Genomic DNA, 17,666 nt, shown 5'->3' on the forward strand with positions numbered 1-17,666 from the left:
GGCTACGACCTCAGGTCGACATCCCGGGTCCGGAATGCCTTCGAGAAGATCGGGAAGGGAGAGGCACCATGAAGGCACTGGGGATGCTTGGACAGGTCGCGCTGCCGGGGGAGGTCGCCTCGGTTCCCAAGGCGCGGCACTACGTTCGCGACCTGCTGGACGCCAACGGCCACGCGCACCACGACGACGCGCTCCTCCTGCTCAGCGAACTCGTCACCAACGCGGTCCGGTACTCCCACTCGGGGCGTCCCGGCGGACGGCTGGTGGTTTCCGTGGCCGCACATGATGGAACGCTCCACATCGACGTGACCGACGCCGGATCGGCCGACCACCGACCTCGGTTCCGCTCGGAGGTGGACGCCGACAGCGGAGGCGGACGCGGCCTGTGGCTCGTCCAGGAGATCGCCTCGACCTGGGGCTGGCACGAGATCCCGACCGGCCGGGTCGTCTGGTTCCAACTGGCGGGAGGGTGAAACGATGATCCTCTGGGACTACCCACCCCGCTGCCAGGGCCCCCACGTCGCCTCCCCGCGCTCCCACTGCGAGGCCCTCAGATGGAACGCTCCACATCGGAAGGGGCACACCAAGGCCGTCAGGTGGACGTGCGACTGCGAGACGACCTTCTTCGAGCTGTGCCAGGCGGACGACCTGCGCTTCATTCGCCGAACCAAACGCACGGCGGGAAACCCCCTGGTCGAGGAGAGCGACCGCTGGCCGGCCGCCGAGGCGGACGCCATGTGGACCGCGCTCCTGTTCGGCCTGGTGCGCTGAACGCCGTCGACGAACCTGTATGAAGCCATCGGACAAGTCCCGGTATTCACTGCCGCATGGAACCTCAGCACGGTTCACACGACCGGCGTGTCCGGGTCCTGGGTTCCCACGTACTTCGCGTTGAGCCCACGGCACGGACCCTGCCCGGCGGGCAGCTCCGTCCGAGTGACGGATGTCGCCCTGTCAAGGGGGAGAGAGACCTTGTAGAGGACGCACAGGCCGGTTTCCTCCTTCCTGAAAGTCACACGAAAGTAGGCAACGATATCGATGCTTTCGGACGTGCGTTCGGCGACCCACTGGAGACCTACGGCCTTTCTCACCTCCCCCTTGGTCAGCTTTCCGTCGTCCGCCGCCGCCGCCAACTCCTGGACGGCGGCGACGGAACGCAGCCTTACGTTTTCCGCCTCCCTGCGTTCCCCACTGGCGGGCCATTCGACCTTCAACCACCAGAGGAACGCGGCGAAGAGCCCCAGGAGAGCGACGAGCACCAGGCCGACGGCGATTGAGATAACCCGGAAGACAACCTTTCCCACTTATCCTCACCGTCCGCCTGGTGTCGCATATCCGTTCGCCCTTGCGATGAGGATCCCTGGTAGCCGATTTGGGCCAGCCGGGTCTGCATGGCCTGAGCATAACCCGTGATCCCGGCCGCCTTCGGATGAAAGGACTCACGACTGAGACACGTATCGGGCAGCCAGTCCCACAGGCAGGCCTGACTGGCGGGATCGGCGCACACAGCCGGCTTCGATCACTATTCTGGCCTTGCCCGCCCCCCCGGCCATCCCGCCTGGAGGCGTGCTGGACTGCATGACCAGCGGAGATGTCAAATACGCCAGCAGTCCTACCGGATCATGGATATGGCAGTACAACAGTCATCACCTCAGTCACGCGAACTCACAGTGGCCCTGATTTGGAAAGGACTCTGTCAGTGAAGCGGTCTGTCGCCGTCCTCGCCATTGTTTCGGCCCTTGGCCTGAGTGGCTGCGCGGAAAAGAATGCCACCAGCGACGTCGCCGCGCCCCAGGCCGCCCATGAGAGGCGTGGGGCTCTTGACGTGTCGGCTCTTCGGATCATGGAGGCCGACTTCCAGGCTCTCCCCTCGCCGGAGGCGTTGGCAGAGGTTCAGTCGATCGTCGCCGTGGGTGTGGTAGACGGCTGGCAGGAAGGTCCGGCTCTGGCCTCCTATCCCAACGGGCCGCTCGAACACCGGATCTTCCTCAGGATAAAGGTCACCCAGCCCCTGAAGGGAGTCAAGGACGGGAAACTGAAAAATGATTCGCTGGTCTTTGTCGACCTGTACCGGGGCGCCGTCGTCCGGGACGAATCAAAAAAGCCCGAGGAGTGGCTGCCCAGGAAGTCTCCGGAAAACTTCGAGAAGTCCATTCCCGCCGGCACCAGAGCCACGGTTTTCGTGAACGAGCACATCCCTTATGAGGGAGCCGTCGTGAAGCCGGGGGCGGCCCTCCCTGAAAACGCCGTTCTCACCAGCCCTCCCCCTCAGGGCCTTGTGTTCGAGGACCAGAGACTTGTGCAGCAGAACAAGGCGGACGGCCAGGTCATCGTGGGCGGAATCGAGCCGCTGGACGTCGCGGGAACGCGATCGGGATGGCTGGAGCCCAAGAACATGGACGAGCTGATCGCACGTCTTAAACTTCACGGTTTCTCCGGGTGAGGCCAGGCGTGGAATGACCTGTCCACCAAAGCAGATGGACAGGTAAATCCTCTGCGGGGCGGGGAACTCGCTTCCAGGTTCCGTCATGGTGGTCGAGTTTCGCCGGTTCCGGTACGGCTACGGCCTTCAGGTCGAGCCCCTGCCGTTTGTTCCCTAAGTCCAGAAATTTCGGGGGATCCTCATCCACTTCGCGGCGATGGTCAGACCGACGGGGAGCCGTCCTCCGGGAGCCAGAACTGGAGTGTGAGGAGGTTGATCCGATAGAGGTGGCGGGGAAAGCCCGGCTCCCCGTCATTCTCCAGGAACTTCGAGCACAGGCGCGCCTGCCATGATGTCATCTCCCGCCCCAGGTCAAAGGCCGGATAATATCTCACCTCGCCCTCGATCTCGCTCACCCCGCAAACCCGGCCGGAGGCGAGAAACAAGGAGCCGACCCAAAGTTCGTCCCATGCCGGGTCGGCCGCAGGCGGGCCGTTCCAAAGTTCGTAGCGAGCATAGACCTCGAAACCAGGCCGCGGGTTCACGATGATCGCGTTTGGCCCTGTCGCCGTCCTCTGCCCCGGGCGAGGCCCGCTCATATCGTGAATGCCACGCTGTCCGGGCCGTAGATCTTTGGCGACCTCCAGGTCCGCGAAGCCGTGGAAGTGCTCCACTTCGATTCCGTCGGAGCGCTCCGCGATGATGCTCGTCATGTCTCCAGAGTTTCCATTGAGAGCGCGGGCCGGTGGCCGCGGACGCGGCCACCGGCTAGTTCTATTTGAGTCGCATGTAGAACCTGTCGGTTCTGAGGATCCGGTTGTTGGAGTACCAGGCTGTCAGCACCGCACCATATCCCTGATTCTGGGCCTTGCTGAGCATCTGGACCGAGAAGTTGTGTCGTGGGACGGCGAACGCGGCGCCCTGTGCGGTCGAGGCGAACGGGAACTCATCGCATTCCATGTCCGGTTTCTTGGTGACCTCCTCCCCGAACTCCAACTGGCAGACCTCGTATGACATCGTGTGGTTGGTCGCACGGTCCGGCGAGTATCTCGTACGCGACAGGGGGTTGTTCGGACTACCGCCGGGGATTGCCTTGGCCTGAGTCAGGTCGGGGAAGGTTACGCCCCCGGGGACGGGATTGGTGTGTGCGCCGGGGGTCAGCGCCCGTTTGATGTGGTCGTATATCTGATTGACCTTGACGCCTTTCTCGTTCACGTCGTTCCTGGCGAAGGACTGCGCAGGAATCGCGTCCATGACCACGCAGCCGCCCACGGATTCACCGGCTGCGTTCTTGTTGTGCCACTTGATGAGGGGCGACGTGTCACACCTGACGGTGAAGGACCGATCGCCGGGCGCGCTGTGCAGGCCACGGTAATCACGGGCGATCATCGGCGTGATCGTGCAGGATCCGATCTTGTGCTCGCCCTCCGCCCTGTCGGTTCGGAAGCGCTCGGTCACCTGCCACTCCTGCGTTGCCGTCTTCCATTGGTCGGGCCGAAGGTAAGTCGTTATACCGGTGGTGGACACACGCTCGCAGGCGTCGCTTCCCGGGCTGGGATCTCCTATTTTGGTGTAGAACTTGTGCGGCGTTTCGGCAAGAACCCCGGTGTTTTTGGTGACCCAGACGTGGGTGGTGACCTCGAACTCGCGCCCGGTCTGGTTCGTCGTTATCCGCATCAGCCGCCTACCCTCCACCTCCCCGATGATCTCGCCTGGATCCTGTTCGCTGGTCTTGACCCGGAAGCGACTGACCCATGGGCCGTCGTTGCAGTACGCGAACCGGTTCTTGGTGTATCCGTTCCAGGATTTGGTCGTGGGAGCCGCCTGGCATTCGGAGAAACTGACGGGCTTGGCGATGTCCATGTCCGTGGGAAGGAAACCCTTGATCTGGCTTGCCGTCATGTCCGGCGCGAACACGGCTGAGTTTCCGGCGGCCCGGCGCCGATCGGCCGCAACCTCGGCCGTGAAAGGCTGCCAACCCGACCAGGAACCGACCGTGGGCCCGGTTCTGGCGCGGGCACGCCATCTCACTTTCCCGCCGTCCGTCAGTTTTCCGGCGGGCACCTGAATGCTGCCGGCTGAGCCGGAGGAGACGTCGGCGACGGTGCCGGACCAGATCGGCCCCTTGCCCGCTGACGACCTTGGATCATGTTCGACCTCGAACTCCACGTCCGAGGAACGTCCCAGCGGGTCGGACAGCCTGGCCATGAGATGCGGTGTCGTGGTCGCGTGGCCGTCCTTGGCGGCGAACGAGCGAGCCCACATCCTGTCGATGGACGGCGTGACGCCGCGCGTGACAGTGGTAGGTCGCGGTTCCGTCCGGGGCTGCGCGGAGACTCTGGGAGACGCGCCGGCGCCCTGCTGCTGGTTCTGTGTCCTGGCGACGATGTCCGAGGGACGCTCGCCCACAACGGTGCTCCAGCAGTAACCGCGGGACACCCATCCTCTGGAGTCCGCCCCCGGCTCCCCTCGTGTCTGTCCCGCCGGGATCTGCAGCGCTTCCCACACGTAGTCGTTGTGTGTGACGTAGGTTCCTGTGGTGTATGCGGTGCCCCGGCTCCACTGTGGGCTGCGGGCACACAGCGGATCATAGGTCCGGGTCGGCGTCGGAGTGGGGGACGAAGTCGGGGTCGGGGTCGGGGTCGGGGACGAAGTCGGGGTGGAGGTCGGGGTCGGGGTCGGACCAGAGGCCCCGACAGGGGTGTTCATATCGGTTCGAATCTGACCGGCGGTCTGCGCGACGCTGTAAACACGCACCTCGTCGATGAGACCGCTGAAGTACTCGCCCCACTTGGTGTTGCCACCGATGCGCAGCGCGCCGCCGTCGTCGACGAGCCCACCGCTCTGGTTGGCCGTGGACACCTCCGCACCGTTGACGTACAGCCGCGCCGTGGTGCCTTCGTAGGTGACGGCCACGTGGCTCCAGGTCCCGGTGGCCAGGCCTGTGGTGCCATAGAGGGTGTTGTGCGCCGAGGCGGTGGGATTGAGGAACCACGCGGAGGGGACGATGCCGTTGGAGGCGTACAGGCCGTAGGCCGACCCGTTGGCGTGGTCCTTCATCACGACGGTCCGCCAGTCACCGATGGTGGTGGGATTCACCCAGGCAGACAGGGTCACGGCGGTGGTCAGCCGCAGCGAGGAACTGTGGTTGACGGTGACCCGGCTGGAGGTGCCGTTGAACGACAGCGCCTTGCCATACTTGCCGTTGACCCAGGTCGTGTCCCTGGTGGTGCCGGTGTTGTTCTGCCCGGAGGAGTCCGAGACCGTCGTGCCGCTCCCCTCTCCCATGCCGTAGGCCGCCACCAGCCCGGGTACGGACGTCGGAGAGGGCGTGGGTGTCGGCGTCGAGGAGGCGGCCGGACCGAGAAGCTTGAGTTCGTCGGCGTACAGCGTGATCGGGGTTGTGGAATCGGCCTTCGCCGACAGCCGGAGCTGCGCCGTGACGGCGTTCGCCGGCGGTGTGTCGATCTTGTCGATCGAGGACCACGCGTCACCCGGCAGAGTGCGCTCCGTGACGCTCGATCCGATCAGGATGTTCGCCCCGTCAAACCAGTCCACGCCCCACTGGACGGTGACGTTTCCGCCCACGGGATGGAACCAGCCGGAGGTCGCGTGTCGGCGGTTCCACTGAACGGGGATGGCCGCCTCGGACCTGACCGTCACCTCGCCGCCCGCCGCGACACCGACCTTCGCCGAGGCGGTTCCGCCGGATTCGTGCGCCCTGTCCGTGGACCTGTCCAGGGCGCCACCGGTGATCGTCCACGGGGTGATGTCCGTCTCGAAGTACGGGTTGGCGTTGAGGACCGTTTCCGGGGCCGGCGGAGTCGGTACCGGATTCGGCGTGGGAGGTGTTCCCGTGGTGTCGTCGAAATCCGGGTCGAACCCCTCGACCAGTTCCTCATCGGTGAGACGGCTCGGGTAGGACGAGTCGATCACGTTGAGATCGACCGAGCTTCCCTTGGCGATGGCGGTCTCCAGCGCGGCCTCCGGAGTGATGCGACGGCCCGGAGCCGTCTCGCCGTCATAGACCGACGACTCTGCCCACGCCTTGTCCTGTTCGTACGACGTTGACGGGATGGACTCGGCTCCTGGATAGTCGCGGATGAAATGAACCTCCTCCGGTGTCGGATTCTCGTATTTGACGAAGATGACGGGGCCTCGGCCGTCGGTTCCGGCCCATTCGGCCGACAGGTACTCGCGGTAGTTGAAGACGTTCTCGTTTTCGGCGCGGAGCTGCAGGCCGTAGTTGGGCTGGCCGTTGGCCCAGTCCCGGACGATGCCCTCGATGGAGTAGTAGATCTCCTGCGCGGGCAGGCCTGGGCAGGGCTGGTTGGAGTCGTTACGGCCCACTCCGCTGCCCTTGAGCCCCTGACCGGCGCTGGTGGTCGAGGGCTGGTAGCTCCAGTCCAGGGTGTTCATCGACCAGTCGGAGGTGATGCGTCGCACGGCGATGTTTCCGACCTCGGCACCGCAGGCGTGCGCCCGGTAACCCCATGGCCGCACATCGGCGTTGATGATCGGCCGCCCCATGAACGGCGCGCCGGCGAGGTTGAAACGGATGTAACTGCGCCAGATCGCGCCCCCGCCGTTGCCGGCCACCAGTGTGTCCATGAACTGGTGTGGGCCGCCCTGGTGCCAGGTGTCGTTGTTGATGAAGGTGTCCGACGGCATGCCGGGGCCGTACCAATCAGCGGAGTCCAGTAGCAGCCTGACCGGGTAGGTCACCTTCGAGTCGTTCAGGAAGGCCGCATCCGGGGTGAAGGCCACCTCCGGCCCCTTGGCGGTCTTCCTCACCTCGGCCGGAACCCTGCTTACCCGCCCGTCACCCAAGGGACCCGCCTGATCGGCCGCCGTGGCGTCCAGCAGCAGCGCGGGAGTCAGCGGGGCGGCCTTGCCCTCCTTGCCGTCGCCGTCGACGGTCGGCAGGGTCGGTCTGCCGGAGGAGTCCTTGCTGTAGGCGACGCCTCCGGGCAGCTTCACCGGCAGGCGGAGGTCGAGTTTTCCGGTGGGACGCCGACGGATCACGATCTCCTGGCGCACGCCGGTGGGGGTGACGGTGACGACCAGGTCGACGCCCTGGCCGTAGACCGACCGGTAGGTGGCCGAACCACCGGACAGTTCGGGCTCGGGCAGCGCGTTCGGGACGCCGACGGCCGTCTCGCCTTTGAGGGTCTTCGCCCTGGCCAGGACGGTGTCACCGCCCGCGGACAGCGCCACGTCCAGCGTGGAGACCCTGGGCCTGACGACCCCGCCCTCCTTGACCAGCGTGGTGTCGACGGCCTTCCAGGCGCCGTCCTTCCTGACACGAACGGGAGCGGTGTAGACGTAGGTGCCCAACGTCTTGCCGTCGGGGTTGGCGACCGTGGTGGTGTTCCCGGTGTGCAGTGTCTCGATCTCGACCTGCTTGCCAGCCTGCTTCGCCTGTTTCTTGGCGCTCTCCACGGGATCGGAGACAGCGGCCGGTTTCGACACGAGAGCGGCGGGGGGTGAGGGAGGGGTGGGGGCGGCGACGGCGGGTGCCGCCAGCAGCGACGAGGACAGCCCGAAAACGGCCATCAAAGATGTACGACGACAGCCGCGAACCAACGCGCCGGACCCCGATTTTTTGTTTTTCACTCCAACCTTTCTGATAGATCACCAAAGGGCGGAGCGATCATCACACGGCCGTCGCGAGAAAGTAAAACGAATTAAAGAGCCAAGCCAAAATTCAAACACCTTGCGTGACAACATCCTTACCATTTGCACTTCAGGTGTGGAATTTAAATCGAGAAACGGGACGACCAAAACCCCGAAGCGCGACAGAGAAAGCCTTTAAATCTTCAACTTCCGCCACGTTTTCGCAGTTCAGACACCACCAGGCGGGCCGAACCACCCGGAATAGGCGACATCGAGGATTGAAAAGCCGACGAAACGGAACCTTGAACTCGCATTCCCGAGGGGACGAGACCGCCGCTTCCCGTCACGGACCCAAGCCCCTGTGGAGCACTACGACGAGACACGGAAAAGCACATGAATTTTTTGGTCGCGTTCACGAATGAGCGACCCACGGCAACCAAGATCAGGCTGACCGGAATCCATCATAAAGGCCACTCAAGTCAGGTGTGTCTCCAATCAACAAAAGAACTGTCCGAAATCGAGTGGGTCGGCGTTGATATCGCTCCACGGGGCAACGGCCGTCGCCGATCCAGGTGAAGGAGATTTTCATTCGTACCACCGGCATCCTCCTCTCCTCCTCCCTTCTCCCCCTCGCCGAGTTCCGATCCCACCGGCATCACGAACGGCTGTGCAGGACGTGCGGTGGAGCGGGTCTGCCGGAGTTGACCTCTGACGAGAGAGCGAGCGTGGAAAAACTCACAGGCCTGCTTCCGGATCGTGAGGAGGAGGTCCGGCGGGTGGAGGCGGCCGAGCACGCGTTCACCGCCCGGGTACGAGCGGCGAAGGTGATCGATCAGCGGCCGACCACACCCTCAAGGAGAGCGATCCAGGAGCAAGGCGTGTTCGCGGTGGCCCGGCTGAACGCGCTCGTCCGCGATCCCCGGCCCACGACATCGCGGCGAGATGTTCACCGATCTCGGACGCGCACTGCTGGTCGAGCGTGTCGTGTGCCGTCGTGACGACATCGAGGTCTTCGCCCGCTTCGACGAGAACTCCGCTCTTTACCGCAGGCTCCTCCGCGCGGACGAAGTTCGAGAGCAGATCGCCGCCACATGGTCCCAGCTGCGGAGGTTTGAGGAAGAGCTGGCCGGGTTAAGCGAATAGCAAAGCCGGGAACCATCTCGTAGCGCCGCGGAGCGGGGGTCCACCACTCATGGGGACGCCCATCATGCCGCGTTTGGGATGGTGGATCCCGCGAAGAGAGCCCATTAAATCGGTGATCGCCCCCATTTTGCGCAGATTCATATATTCAGCGCTTGACACCTCTATTGCGTGGCTAGAGTGAAATAACTGCATATAGGACGAAAGGGTGCGGTGGAGTCGATGACGTCGGGAGCGGGGCCTCTGTCGCCGGACTTCAGTGGGATCGACCCCGAGCTGATGCGGGGCTTCGTCACAGCCCTGGAGCACGGGCGTGACGTGATCGGAGAGCAGTCGGAGCGGATCCGGCAGTTGCTCGCGGCGGCCGAGGTGTCGGCGGTGGGACTGCGGCCGATCAAGGAGATCGAGGGCTGGATCGACGGCGAGCTCCCGGGGCTGCGCAAGCGCCGGGAGGCTATCCAGGCCTCCGACAAGCTGTCGTGGCTGCCGGGTTCCCGGCTCGTCAGCTATGACGAGGGAAAGCTTCTCTCCCCCGAGGAGGCCAAAAAACAGGGGACGGAGCTGGCGAAACAGCTGCTGGCCGTCGAACCGGTCGACGTCTCCTGGTTCGGGCGCACCTCGTCCGAGGAGTACGAGAAAGTCCTCAAGCAACTGGCCGCCCACAAGAACGACGCCGACTACACCGCCGCCTTCTTCGCCGCCCTTGGCGTGAAGGGGACCCTGGGGCTTCCGGTCCTGCTGCGCAAGAACATCGACACTCCCTACTTCCAGGCGACCCTTGGCCCGCCCCGTTCCGACGACGAGGCGCTCCGCACGGTGAGCCAGGCCTTCGGCACAGCCGTCACAGGGGGCTCCCGCGTCCCCGGTTTCGCGAAGATCAAGGAGGCGGTACGGCATCCCGGCCAGTCGGGTGAGGACCGGTTCGGGGCGAGCCTCCTGTTGAGCGCGGGTAAGTTTCCCACCGAATGGCTGGTCGGCACGGTGCTGGCGCAGGGCCTGTCGACGACCGGCAAGGCCAGCCCTGGTCTTCTCCACGCCCTGGGGAACAACCCGGCCGCCGCGCGTCAGACGATCACCGCGCTGGTCGGACCGTACGCCAAGGACCAGTCGAAGCTGAAGACGTTCCTGAAGAACCTCAACGACCACGCCGGAGGAAAGTACGTCTCTTCGGCCGCCGACGCCGACGCCTTCGGCCGGATGCTCGCCGCGGCCGCCGGGGCCTACGACGAGGAGGACGGCAAGCACAGCAAGGAGTCGGCGGCGCTCGCCTTCGCCGTGATGACGACGTTCGACGACCTCAAGCTCGGCGAGGGGATCCGCAAACACCTGGCCGAGATCGCCGGCGCGTACGCCACCGAGATCACCGAAGGGGCGAACATCGGCGACGCCAACATGACCGGGGACAGCGGCCTGATGCCTTCGACCTCGCTGTTCGGCACGACGTCGGCGTTCACCCTGAGCCCGGAGGACACCTACCGCTTCCTGAAGACCTTCGCCGACTCGACCGAGAACCTCGCTCCGTTCGACGAGGGGATGGGACGGTTCTCCCAGAAGGTGATCGCCGACGCCTCGGCGACAATCCGGCGCACCGGAGACGTCGAGCGCATGGACCAGACGTTCACCGCCCTGGGCAACGTGCGCGGCTTCGAGCTTGCGGCTGTCGAGAAAGTTCAGGGCGACCTTGACAAGATCGACAAAAAGCAGGCCGACATGCTCAAATACCTGCGCGACACCGCCGTCGGCGCGGCGGGCCTCTACCTCTCCTCGACTGTGGCGGCGTCCTACTTCTGGTCCCTCGTGGGCTTCGGCCTCTCCACGCACGACACCGCCAACGACGTCTTCGGCGAAGAAGACGAGACACGGGTGGACCGGTCCGACAACAAGGACGACCTCGAGACTCTTGGCCGCCAGCACGCCTACGCGCAGATCCTCATGGCCAACGGCTTCACCCCGAAGATCACACCCGCCGACTTCCAGGCCGTCCACCCCTTCGAGGTCCCCATCATCGACAGCAAGGGCAACTTCAGACCGTTCTCCGAGCTGATCAAGGAGGGCAACAGGGGACTGAAGGCCTTCGAGAAATGGGCAGCCGCCAATGGCATGGGGGGAAAGGACGACCTTGCGGTAGGAGACCTGTCCAAAAAGATGGCGTTTCGTTTCGACGGTGCCAACAAACAGGCCAGACAACGAGGGTTGGGCTTCGACCTCGATCCCCGCGTCAGCTCATGAAGTCCGAAGGCACTCCGTCTCACCTCGAACTCCATACTGTCCGTTACCGGGAGCATCCAAGGTGATCACGGTCTTGTATTCATCGTTGGCAAGCCGAACAGGGGCGTTACCAGGATCTGCGACAATCCGATAAGGAGCGACTGCGGAGAGTGCACCTACCAAGTAGGTGTTGAGTCCGTTCGGTTCGCGTTGCGGCGCAGCGTCTCTGCCGGTAACCGCAAAGGTTCGCTTGGCTTTACCCTCCCCACAGGGAATGTCACGCCCACCCGGATCAGTGATCTTGACGTCGAGGACGCTCCCCTCCTTCATCAGCTCAGTAATGTGAGCCTTCAGGATCTCCCCCGCCTCGGCCGCCGTAGGGCCGCTGTCACCGCATCCGGCCACCGTCAGCAACACCACCGCGCAACCCGCGACGCCGAGCCGTACAGAACGTCCCATCAATTCCTCCGGGGCTGGCCGATGTGCTGTAGATCCAATAATGTCCAACAGATCCGTCCGATGTATCGGCATCCGGAGAGGGAAGCATGAATCCTGGCTCGGCGGACCTGGTTCCCAATCCACGGCGTCAGGTGTTGGAACAGACACTGGCGGAGGTCAAGGCGCGGGTCGCCGTTCTGGAGGCCGCGCTCGATCCCGCCCACGGGCAGTTCACCGGCCAGCCGGTGTGGACGGGGCCAAAGGCCCGGACGTTCGCCGAGGATCTCAGTGCCCGCCGCGCACGACTCCGCCAGGCGGCCAGAGCACTCGTCGACACGCTCGAAGAAGAGCTCCGTTCCGTCCCGGAGAAGGTCTCATCCTCCGCCGCCCAACACTGACGCGCGGGACCGGCAGACCAGGCGCCGCCTGCTCGATCGGCGTGACGGACAAAAGGGGGAAGCTCAGTTCGAGGGCGCCACCTACACCTCGCCCGAGGGAACCACTCACCCTCACCGCGTTTGGGATCATCCAGGCGCCGGTACGGCGAGCGGTGGAGCTAGGCGGATCGGCGCCCAGGAACGGCCCTCAGCCCGAAGTGTATTCCCTGCCACCGCACCAGGTCAGGCCTTGGGATGCACGGCCAGGTCGTCGAAGCCGCCGCCCTTGATGACACTGAGGAACTCGGCCCACTCGGAAGGAGCGAAGACCAGCACCGGGCCTTCGGAGTCCTTGGAGTCGCGGACCAGGAAGAGACGGTCGGCGACTGCCCCGGCCTGGTCTTGGGTGGTGTCGACAGCCGCGACCTCGACGCAGTTCGAACCGTTTCCGCTGAGGGAGCTCTTGTTCCAGACCCCGACCTCAACACAGTCTTGACCGTTTCCGCTGCGTGAGCTCTTTCGCCACATCACCTGAGCTAGGTCCAGCGTGGGCATTCCACGCCCCCTTTCGCGAAGTGATCAGTTAGACCGGGCAACCACCTCCGCGATAAGGCGGCGCGAGTCGTCCGGATCCAACGCCTTGGCTCGAAGGTGGTCAAATACAAGGGTATATCGGTACACATCGGTCTCTCGCTCTACGTATAGGCTTCCGGTGAAGTTCTCCATAAACACCACGTCCGGATCAGCGGGTTCTGGAAACTCCATAATCTGGAATGCGCCGTTGGTACCTGGATGAACTCCAATAGCAAAAGGCAAGACCTGAACGGTGAGGTTGGGCAGATCCGCCACCTCAAGGAGTCGTTCGAGCTGAGATCGCATGGCGGCAGGTCCGCCGACGGGACGGCGGATGACGGCTTCATCGAGGACGGTCCAGAGACGCAGCGGTGTCTCTTGGATGAGGAGTCTTTGTCGGGCCATTCTGACCTCGACACGGCGTTCGATCTCTCCCGGCGAGGAGAGCGACAGAGCGGAACGGATGACAGCGCGAGCGTAGTCCTCGGTCTGAAGGATGCCGGGCAGGACCGTGGGTGCGAAGCTGCGCATTGAGGCCGCTTCGGCTTCGAGGCCGATGTAGGTGGTGTACTCCGTCGGGAGATCACCGTACGCCTGCCACCAGCCCTTCTTCCGGGCATCTTTCGCAAGGTCGAGCAGTTCCGCCTGCTTGGCGGGATCAACCGCGTAGAGATCGAGAAGTCGCCCGGTGTCCTTGAGCGCCACTCTGACGCGAGCCGTCTCGATGCGCGAAACCTTCGTAGCGGACCAACCGAGCCGCTCCCCGACCTCCTCCATCGTCAGCTCCGCACGTTCACGCAAGCGGCGAAGCTCCGAAGCGAGACGTCTCCTGCGAACAGTTGGACTTCCGCTTTGCCTCATGATCATCCTCCCCTGACTCGAAGCCAACAGTAGCGCCTCGATCACAGAAAGTTGCCAAGTTCCTGCAGAGCAATTTGCTGATCCTGCTGCACGGCACCCCACTTCGATGCATGCTCTAGGTGCATGACAAGTGACCCTAGGTAACCAAAGGCAGCCTGTCGTGCATACCGGTCGTTTCCCAGCGCCGAGAAGGGCAGGCGGTCAGATGAAGGTGCTCGATCAGCAGAGATGGAAGGTCCAGCTCGTGGAGTTGGCGTGGGAGCTGAGCGATCTCGGGTTCGACTCCACCGTCAGGCTCCCTCCCGGCCGACGGCCGAGCTTGGAGATCTTCATGCCGTCCGGACGGTCCGGAAGCACCGCACCCCTCCGAGGCCGCGTCTCGGTGTTCACCTGGAATCGGCGGCGTAACCAGGGGCTCCAGGTTGTCGATCACGTTCGGAGTGCCTTCGAGAAGATCGGGAAGGGGGTCACACCATGAAGGCATTGGGGATGCTCGGACAGGTCGCCCTTCCCGGGGAGGTCGCCTCCGTTCCCGTCGCGCGACGCTACGTCCGCGACCTTCTGGAAGCCGTCGGCCACGCACGCAACGACGACGCCCTTCTCCTCGTCACCGAGCTCGTCACCAACGCGGTCAGGCACTCCCACTCGGGTCGCCCCGGCGGACGGGTGACGGTGTCGGTCGCCACCCATCATGGAACGCTCCACATCGACGTGGCCGACGCCGGGTCGGCCGACCACCAGCCCCGCCTCTGCTCGGAGGTAGACGCCGACAGCGGCGGCGGGCGCGGCCTGTGGCTGGTCCAGGAGATCGCCTCGGCCTGGGGCTGGCAGGAGATCCCGGCGGGCCGGGTGGTCTGGTTCCAGCTGGCGAGAGAGTGAAACGATGATCGAGTGGGACTACCCGCCCCGCTGCCAGAGCCCCCACGTCGCCTCTCCGCGTTCCCACTGCGAGAGGCTGACTTGGAACGCTCCAAGGGAGCGGGAAAAGGGACGAGTCCGGGTCGTTCGGTGGACCTGCGACTGCGAGGCGATCTTCTTCGAGCTGTGCCAGGCGGGCGGCCTGCGCTTCATCCGCCGTACGAAACGAACAGCCGGAAACCCCCTGGTCGAGGAGAGCGACCGCTGGCCGGCCACCGAGGCGGACGCCGTGTGGGCCGCCCTCCTGTTCGGCCTGGTGCGCTGAACGCCGATGAAGATCCAATCCCGGCGGTCGTGACATCACCCCGACATGATTGAAGAGTGACGTAGCGGAGAAGCAGGAGCTGATCACCGGTCAGGTCCGTCATCGTTTTCCTGCTGATCTGGATGCGAGGCGGAGAAAGCCGGCACGACGCTCGTCCAACGGCGGCGCAGTCGCCACTCGTCGTCTTCCCCTGAGCCGTGCGGCGGACGGAAGTGGAGTATGCGGAAAAGCGCTTCTACCGCCCAACGAGGTGAAGGTCGTGTCGGGCTCCCCCGAGCCGCCCTCCCCACCTGACTCCGCCCCCACCACGAAGCGCCAGCCAGAAGACGCACTGACCGCTCCTCGTTCTCCGCTCAAGTGGCTCTGCCGAACCCGCTGTGGGCTTCTCCTTGTACCGTGCTCACATGACGGGGCTGGAAGAACTGAGCGGCCGGTTGCGGGAGTTCGCCCGGGAGCGAGACTGGGAGCAGTTCCACACACCGAAGAACCTGGCCATGGCTCTGGCCGGAGAGGTCGGCGAACTCCTGGCGGAGCTGCAGTGGTTGACCCCCGAGGAAACGGCGACGGTCATGAAAGACGAGGCCGCCGCCGGACGCCTCAGATCGGAACTGGCCGACGTCATGACCTACCTGGTCCGCCTCGCCGACGTACTGGACGTCGACCTCGTCGAAGCGGCGCACGCCAAGCTCGACGAGAACGGCAGACGCTATTCCGTGGATACCTACCGGGGGTCCGCAAGGAAGGCCCCACCACTCGTCTGATTTTGGCGGGTGATCGCTGTAATGTGCCTGACATAGTGATGCGGCCCGACGGGCTTCCGCTGATCGTCTGATCTCGGACACGCCCCCATACCGCACGAGTCTTTCGTGCTGCCTGGGGGTAGGTCCGTGACGGCGTTTCGGCATTCCGCCGAAAGTCTGGCCAAGCTGGCGACCGACGATTCGGTCCCCGAAAAACGTCTCAGCGAGGCCATCGCCGAGCACCTCAGAAGGACCGTGCGCGTCAACCCCTCTCCTGCCGAGCGCAGGTCCTGGGATCGCAGCCTTCCCCTCCTCGCCCGTGACCTGGTCGACGCCGGACTGGGCGACGTCGAGATGCTGGTCGAATACCAGTTGCCGCTGACCAGCAAGCGCGCCGACGTGGTCCTCGCCGGGGTGGATTCCCGGACAGGATCAGACGCCTACATGGTGGTCGAGCTGAAGCAGTGGAGCCAGGCGGAGCTGGTGGAGGACGACCCGAACCTCGTCCTCGTCGAAGGCATGCCGGGCGGCCCCAAGCTGCACCCCGTGACTCAGGTCGAAGGCTACTGCGACTACATCGCCGACTTCGTCGGGGCCGTCGAGGACCACGCCGACATGATCAGAGGTGTGGCCTACCTGCACAACGCGGCCGACCTGGACGTTCAGGATCTCTACCGGGGTGTGCGGAGCGAGCGGACGCGCCTGTTCACCAAGGGCCGCCGGGGTGCCTTTCTCGACCATCTCCGCGAGCGGTTCGCCCCCGCATCGGGCGCGGACGCCGCCGACCGGTTGCTCAACAGCGCGATCCGCCCTTCGAAGCAGCTCCTCAAGCTCGCCGCCCAGGAGATCAGGGACCGTGAGCAGTTCGTCCTTCTCGACGAGCAGCGGCTGGCGTACGAGATCGTCCTGAACTCCGTCGACAGGGCGCGAAGGGCTGACTCGAAGGAAGTCGTCATCGTCACCGGCGGCCCAGGCAGCGGAAAGAGCGTCATCGCGCTGTCCCTGCTGGGCGAGCTGTCGCGCCAGGGCCGCGGCGTCATGCACGCCACGGGCTCCCGTTCCTTCACCGAGACGCTGCGCAAGGTCCCCGGCAAGGGCTCCTCCAAGGTGAAGAACCTCTTCAAGTACTTCAACAGCTTCATGACGGCCGAGCGCAACGGCCTCGACGTCCTCATCTGCGACGAGGCCCACCGCATCCGGGAGACCTCCCAGAACCGCTACACCCCCGCCCGCCTGCGCAGCGACCGCCGCCAGGTCGACGAGCTGATCGACGCCGCGCGGGTGCCCGTCTTCCTGCTGGACGAACACCAGGTCGTACGGCCCGGCGAGATGGGCACCGTCGCCGAGATCAGAAGTCACGCCGAATCTCGCGGGTTCCGGGTCCACGAGGTCTCCCTCAACGCGCAGTTCCGCTGCGGAGGCAGCCGCGCGTACGAGGAGTGGGTGCTGCGGCTCCTCGGCCTGCAGGATGGGCCTCCGACGCCCTGGCGGGGCGACGACCACTTCGAGGTCTCCCCGGCGGGCTCACCACAGGAACTCGAAGCTTTGCTGCGGTCGAAGCTGGGCGAGGGACACTCCGCCCGGATGACGGCCGGCTTCTGCTGGCCGTGGAGCGAACCTCGCAAGGACGACACGCTCGTCCACGATGTCCGGGTCGGCAACTGGTCTCGTCCGTGGAACGTCAAGGGCGACCGGGCCGTAGGCGACGCCCCCGCGAGCGCCCTGTGGGCGACCTTGGAGGGCGGGTTCGAGCAGATCGGCTGCGTCTACACAGCCCAGGGGTTCGAGTACGACTGGAACGGCGTGATCATCGGCTCGGACCTGGTCTACCGCGACGGCAGGCTGGTCACCGTCCGAAAGGCCAGCAAGGACCCCGCCCTCACCCGGGGGACCACCGACGAACAAGCGGACCGCCTGATCAGGAACACCTACAAGGTCCTGCTCACTCGCGGAATGGTCGGAACCTTCGTTTATTCCGTTGACGCGGAGACCCAGGCGTTCATACAGAGGCTGATGCGGTCCTGAGCGCTCAGGAATCAACAAACGAACGAGACGAAGCCTCTTCAACATATTGAAATCGCGGCCCGACGGGCTTCCGGAAACGGACA

At 64.8% G+C, this 17,666-nt stretch carries 16 protein-coding genes; 10 read left to right on the forward strand and 6 right to left on the reverse strand.

Going from position 1 to position 17,666, the window contains the following annotated elements; genetic code table 11:
* Nucleotides 1-68: 68 nt before the first annotated feature.
* Both PKF00_RS32570 and PKF00_RS32575 read left to right on the forward strand, forming a co-directional pair.
* The gene (locus PKF00_RS32570; protein ID WP_271221538.1) at nucleotides 69-473 is read left to right on the forward strand and encodes an ATP-binding protein; all 405 of its coding nucleotides are present in this window, start codon (nucleotides 69-71) and stop codon (nucleotides 471-473) included.
* A gap of 4 nt (nucleotides 474-477) precedes the next feature.
* Nucleotides 478-771, forward strand: coding sequence for a hypothetical protein (locus PKF00_RS32575; protein WP_271221539.1), 294 nt, complete (start codon nucleotides 478-480; stop codon nucleotides 769-771).
* A gap of 74 nt (nucleotides 772-845) precedes the next feature.
* Here PKF00_RS32575 and PKF00_RS32580 read toward each other — a convergent pair whose 3' ends face one another.
* Nucleotides 846-1,304: a hypothetical protein gene (locus PKF00_RS32580; RefSeq protein ID WP_271221540.1), complete on the reverse strand. Its 459-nt coding sequence runs from the start codon at nucleotides 1,302-1,304 to the stop codon at nucleotides 846-848.
* Between the two features lie 395 nt (nucleotides 1,305-1,699).
* Here PKF00_RS32580 and PKF00_RS32585 point away from each other — a divergent pair, with 395 nt between their 5' ends.
* Nucleotides 1,700-2,443 carry a hypothetical protein gene (locus PKF00_RS32585; RefSeq protein WP_271221541.1) on the forward strand — a complete coding sequence of 248 codons (744 nt, stop codon included), beginning with the start codon at nucleotides 1,700-1,702 and terminating at the stop codon, nucleotides 2,441-2,443.
* Between the two features lie 200 nt (nucleotides 2,444-2,643).
* Here PKF00_RS32585 and PKF00_RS32590 read toward each other — a convergent pair whose 3' ends face one another.
* Together PKF00_RS32590 and PKF00_RS32595 are read right to left on the reverse strand one after the other, a co-directional pair.
* Nucleotides 2,644-3,135 (reverse strand): hypothetical protein, encoded by a 492-nt coding sequence (locus PKF00_RS32590; RefSeq protein ID WP_271221542.1) that lies wholly within the window; start codon nucleotides 3,133-3,135, stop codon nucleotides 2,644-2,646.
* Between the two features lie 61 nt (nucleotides 3,136-3,196).
* A complete protein-coding gene (locus PKF00_RS32595) occupies nucleotides 3,197-7,978 on the reverse strand; it encodes a LamG-like jellyroll fold domain-containing protein (RefSeq protein WP_271221543.1) in 4,782 nt (1,593 codons plus the stop codon).
* 1,002 nt (nucleotides 7,979-8,980) lie between these two features.
* Here PKF00_RS32595 and PKF00_RS32600 point away from each other — a divergent pair.
* Both PKF00_RS32600 and PKF00_RS32605 read left to right on the forward strand, forming a co-directional pair.
* Nucleotides 8,981-9,181 (forward strand): hypothetical protein, encoded by a 201-nt coding sequence (locus PKF00_RS32600; protein WP_271221544.1) that lies wholly within the window; start codon nucleotides 8,981-8,983, stop codon nucleotides 9,179-9,181.
* A gap of 219 nt (nucleotides 9,182-9,400) precedes the next feature.
* Nucleotides 9,401-11,407, forward strand: coding sequence for a DUF6571 family protein (locus PKF00_RS32605; RefSeq protein WP_309298460.1), 2,007 nt, complete (start codon nucleotides 9,401-9,403; stop codon nucleotides 11,405-11,407).
* On the opposite strand, the gene PKF00_RS32610 is transcribed toward PKF00_RS32605, so the two are convergent.
* A complete protein-coding gene (locus tag PKF00_RS32610; protein ID WP_271221546.1) occupies nucleotides 11,402-11,845 on the reverse strand; it encodes a hypothetical protein in 444 nt (147 codons plus the stop codon). The genes PKF00_RS32605 and PKF00_RS32610 overlap by 6 nt on opposite strands.
* Nucleotides 11,846-11,931: 86 nt before the next feature.
* On the opposite strand from PKF00_RS32610, the gene PKF00_RS32615 reads away from it, so the two are divergent.
* Nucleotides 11,932-12,222 carry a hypothetical protein gene (locus PKF00_RS32615; protein WP_271221547.1) on the forward strand — a complete coding sequence of 97 codons (291 nt, stop codon included), beginning with the start codon at nucleotides 11,932-11,934 and terminating at the stop codon, nucleotides 12,220-12,222.
* 222 nt (nucleotides 12,223-12,444) lie between these two features.
* Here PKF00_RS32615 and PKF00_RS32620 read toward each other — a convergent pair whose 3' ends face one another.
* Together PKF00_RS32620 and PKF00_RS32625 are read right to left on the reverse strand one after the other, a co-directional pair.
* Nucleotides 12,445-12,756, reverse strand: coding sequence for a DUF397 domain-containing protein (locus tag PKF00_RS32620; RefSeq protein WP_309298459.1), 312 nt, complete (start codon nucleotides 12,754-12,756; stop codon nucleotides 12,445-12,447).
* A 24-nt stretch (nucleotides 12,757-12,780) separates the two neighbouring features.
* The gene (locus tag PKF00_RS32625) at nucleotides 12,781-13,641 is read right to left on the reverse strand and encodes a helix-turn-helix domain-containing protein (protein ID WP_309298461.1); all 861 of its coding nucleotides are present in this window, start codon (nucleotides 13,639-13,641) and stop codon (nucleotides 12,781-12,783) included.
* 468 nt (nucleotides 13,642-14,109) lie between these two features.
* Here PKF00_RS32625 and PKF00_RS32630 point away from each other — a divergent pair, with 468 nt between their 5' ends.
* From PKF00_RS32630 to PKF00_RS32645, 4 genes are all read left to right on the forward strand, one after another.
* Entirely contained in the window at nucleotides 14,110-14,514 is a 405-nt protein-coding gene (locus PKF00_RS32630) for an ATP-binding protein (protein WP_271221549.1), read from the forward strand.
* 4 nt (nucleotides 14,515-14,518) lie between these two features.
* Nucleotides 14,519-14,818 carry a hypothetical protein gene (locus tag PKF00_RS32635; RefSeq protein WP_271221550.1) on the forward strand — a complete coding sequence of 100 codons (300 nt, stop codon included), beginning with the start codon at nucleotides 14,519-14,521 and terminating at the stop codon, nucleotides 14,816-14,818.
* Nucleotides 14,819-15,222: 404 nt separating this feature from the next.
* Nucleotides 15,223-15,579, forward strand: a complete 357-nt coding sequence (locus PKF00_RS32640) for a nucleotide pyrophosphohydrolase (RefSeq protein ID WP_271221551.1) — start codon at nucleotides 15,223-15,225, stop codon at nucleotides 15,577-15,579.
* A 126-nt stretch (nucleotides 15,580-15,705) separates the two neighbouring features.
* Nucleotides 15,706-17,583 carry a DUF2075 domain-containing protein gene (locus tag PKF00_RS32645; RefSeq protein ID WP_271221552.1) on the forward strand — a complete coding sequence of 626 codons (1,878 nt, stop codon included), beginning with the start codon at nucleotides 15,706-15,708 and terminating at the stop codon, nucleotides 17,581-17,583.
* Nucleotides 17,584-17,666: the final 83 nt, after the last annotated feature.

This window comes from Streptosporangium carneum (assembly GCF_027922005.1).
GTDB lineage: Bacteria > Actinomycetota > Actinomycetes > Streptosporangiales > Streptosporangiaceae > Streptosporangium > Streptosporangium carneum.

Coding starts and splice junctions, on each gene's coding strand:
- PKF00_RS32610 (WP_271221546.1), bottom strand. CDS start 11,845: ATGGGACGTTCTGTACGGCTCGGCGTCGCGGGTTGCGCGGTGGTGTTG.
- PKF00_RS32595 (WP_271221543.1), bottom strand. CDS start 7,978: ATGGCCGTTTTCGGGCTGTCCTCGTCGCTGCTGGCGGCACCCGCCGTC.
- PKF00_RS32640 (WP_271221551.1), top strand. CDS start 15,223: ATGACGGGGCTGGAAGAACTGAGCGGCCGGTTGCGGGAGTTCGCCCGG.
- PKF00_RS32635 (WP_271221550.1), top strand. CDS start 14,519: ATGATCGAGTGGGACTACCCGCCCCGCTGCCAGAGCCCCCACGTCGCC.
- PKF00_RS32605 (WP_309298460.1), top strand. CDS start 9,401: ATGACGTCGGGAGCGGGGCCTCTGTCGCCGGACTTCAGTGGGATCGAC.
- PKF00_RS32575 (WP_271221539.1), top strand. CDS start 478: ATGATCCTCTGGGACTACCCACCCCGCTGCCAGGGCCCCCACGTCGCC.
- PKF00_RS32620 (WP_309298459.1), bottom strand. CDS start 12,756: ATGCCCACGCTGGACCTAGCTCAGGTGATGTGGCGAAAGAGCTCACGC.
- PKF00_RS32590 (WP_271221542.1), bottom strand. CDS start 3,135: ATGACGAGCATCATCGCGGAGCGCTCCGACGGAATCGAAGTGGAGCAC.
- PKF00_RS32615 (WP_271221547.1), top strand. CDS start 11,932: ATGAATCCTGGCTCGGCGGACCTGGTTCCCAATCCACGGCGTCAGGTG.
- PKF00_RS32570 (WP_271221538.1), top strand. CDS start 69: ATGAAGGCACTGGGGATGCTTGGACAGGTCGCGCTGCCGGGGGAGGTC.
- PKF00_RS32630 (WP_271221549.1), top strand. CDS start 14,110: ATGAAGGCATTGGGGATGCTCGGACAGGTCGCCCTTCCCGGGGAGGTC.
- PKF00_RS32625 (WP_309298461.1), bottom strand. CDS start 13,641: ATGATCATGAGGCAAAGCGGAAGTCCAACTGTTCGCAGGAGACGTCTC.
- PKF00_RS32600 (WP_271221544.1), top strand. CDS start 8,981: ATGTTCACCGATCTCGGACGCGCACTGCTGGTCGAGCGTGTCGTGTGC.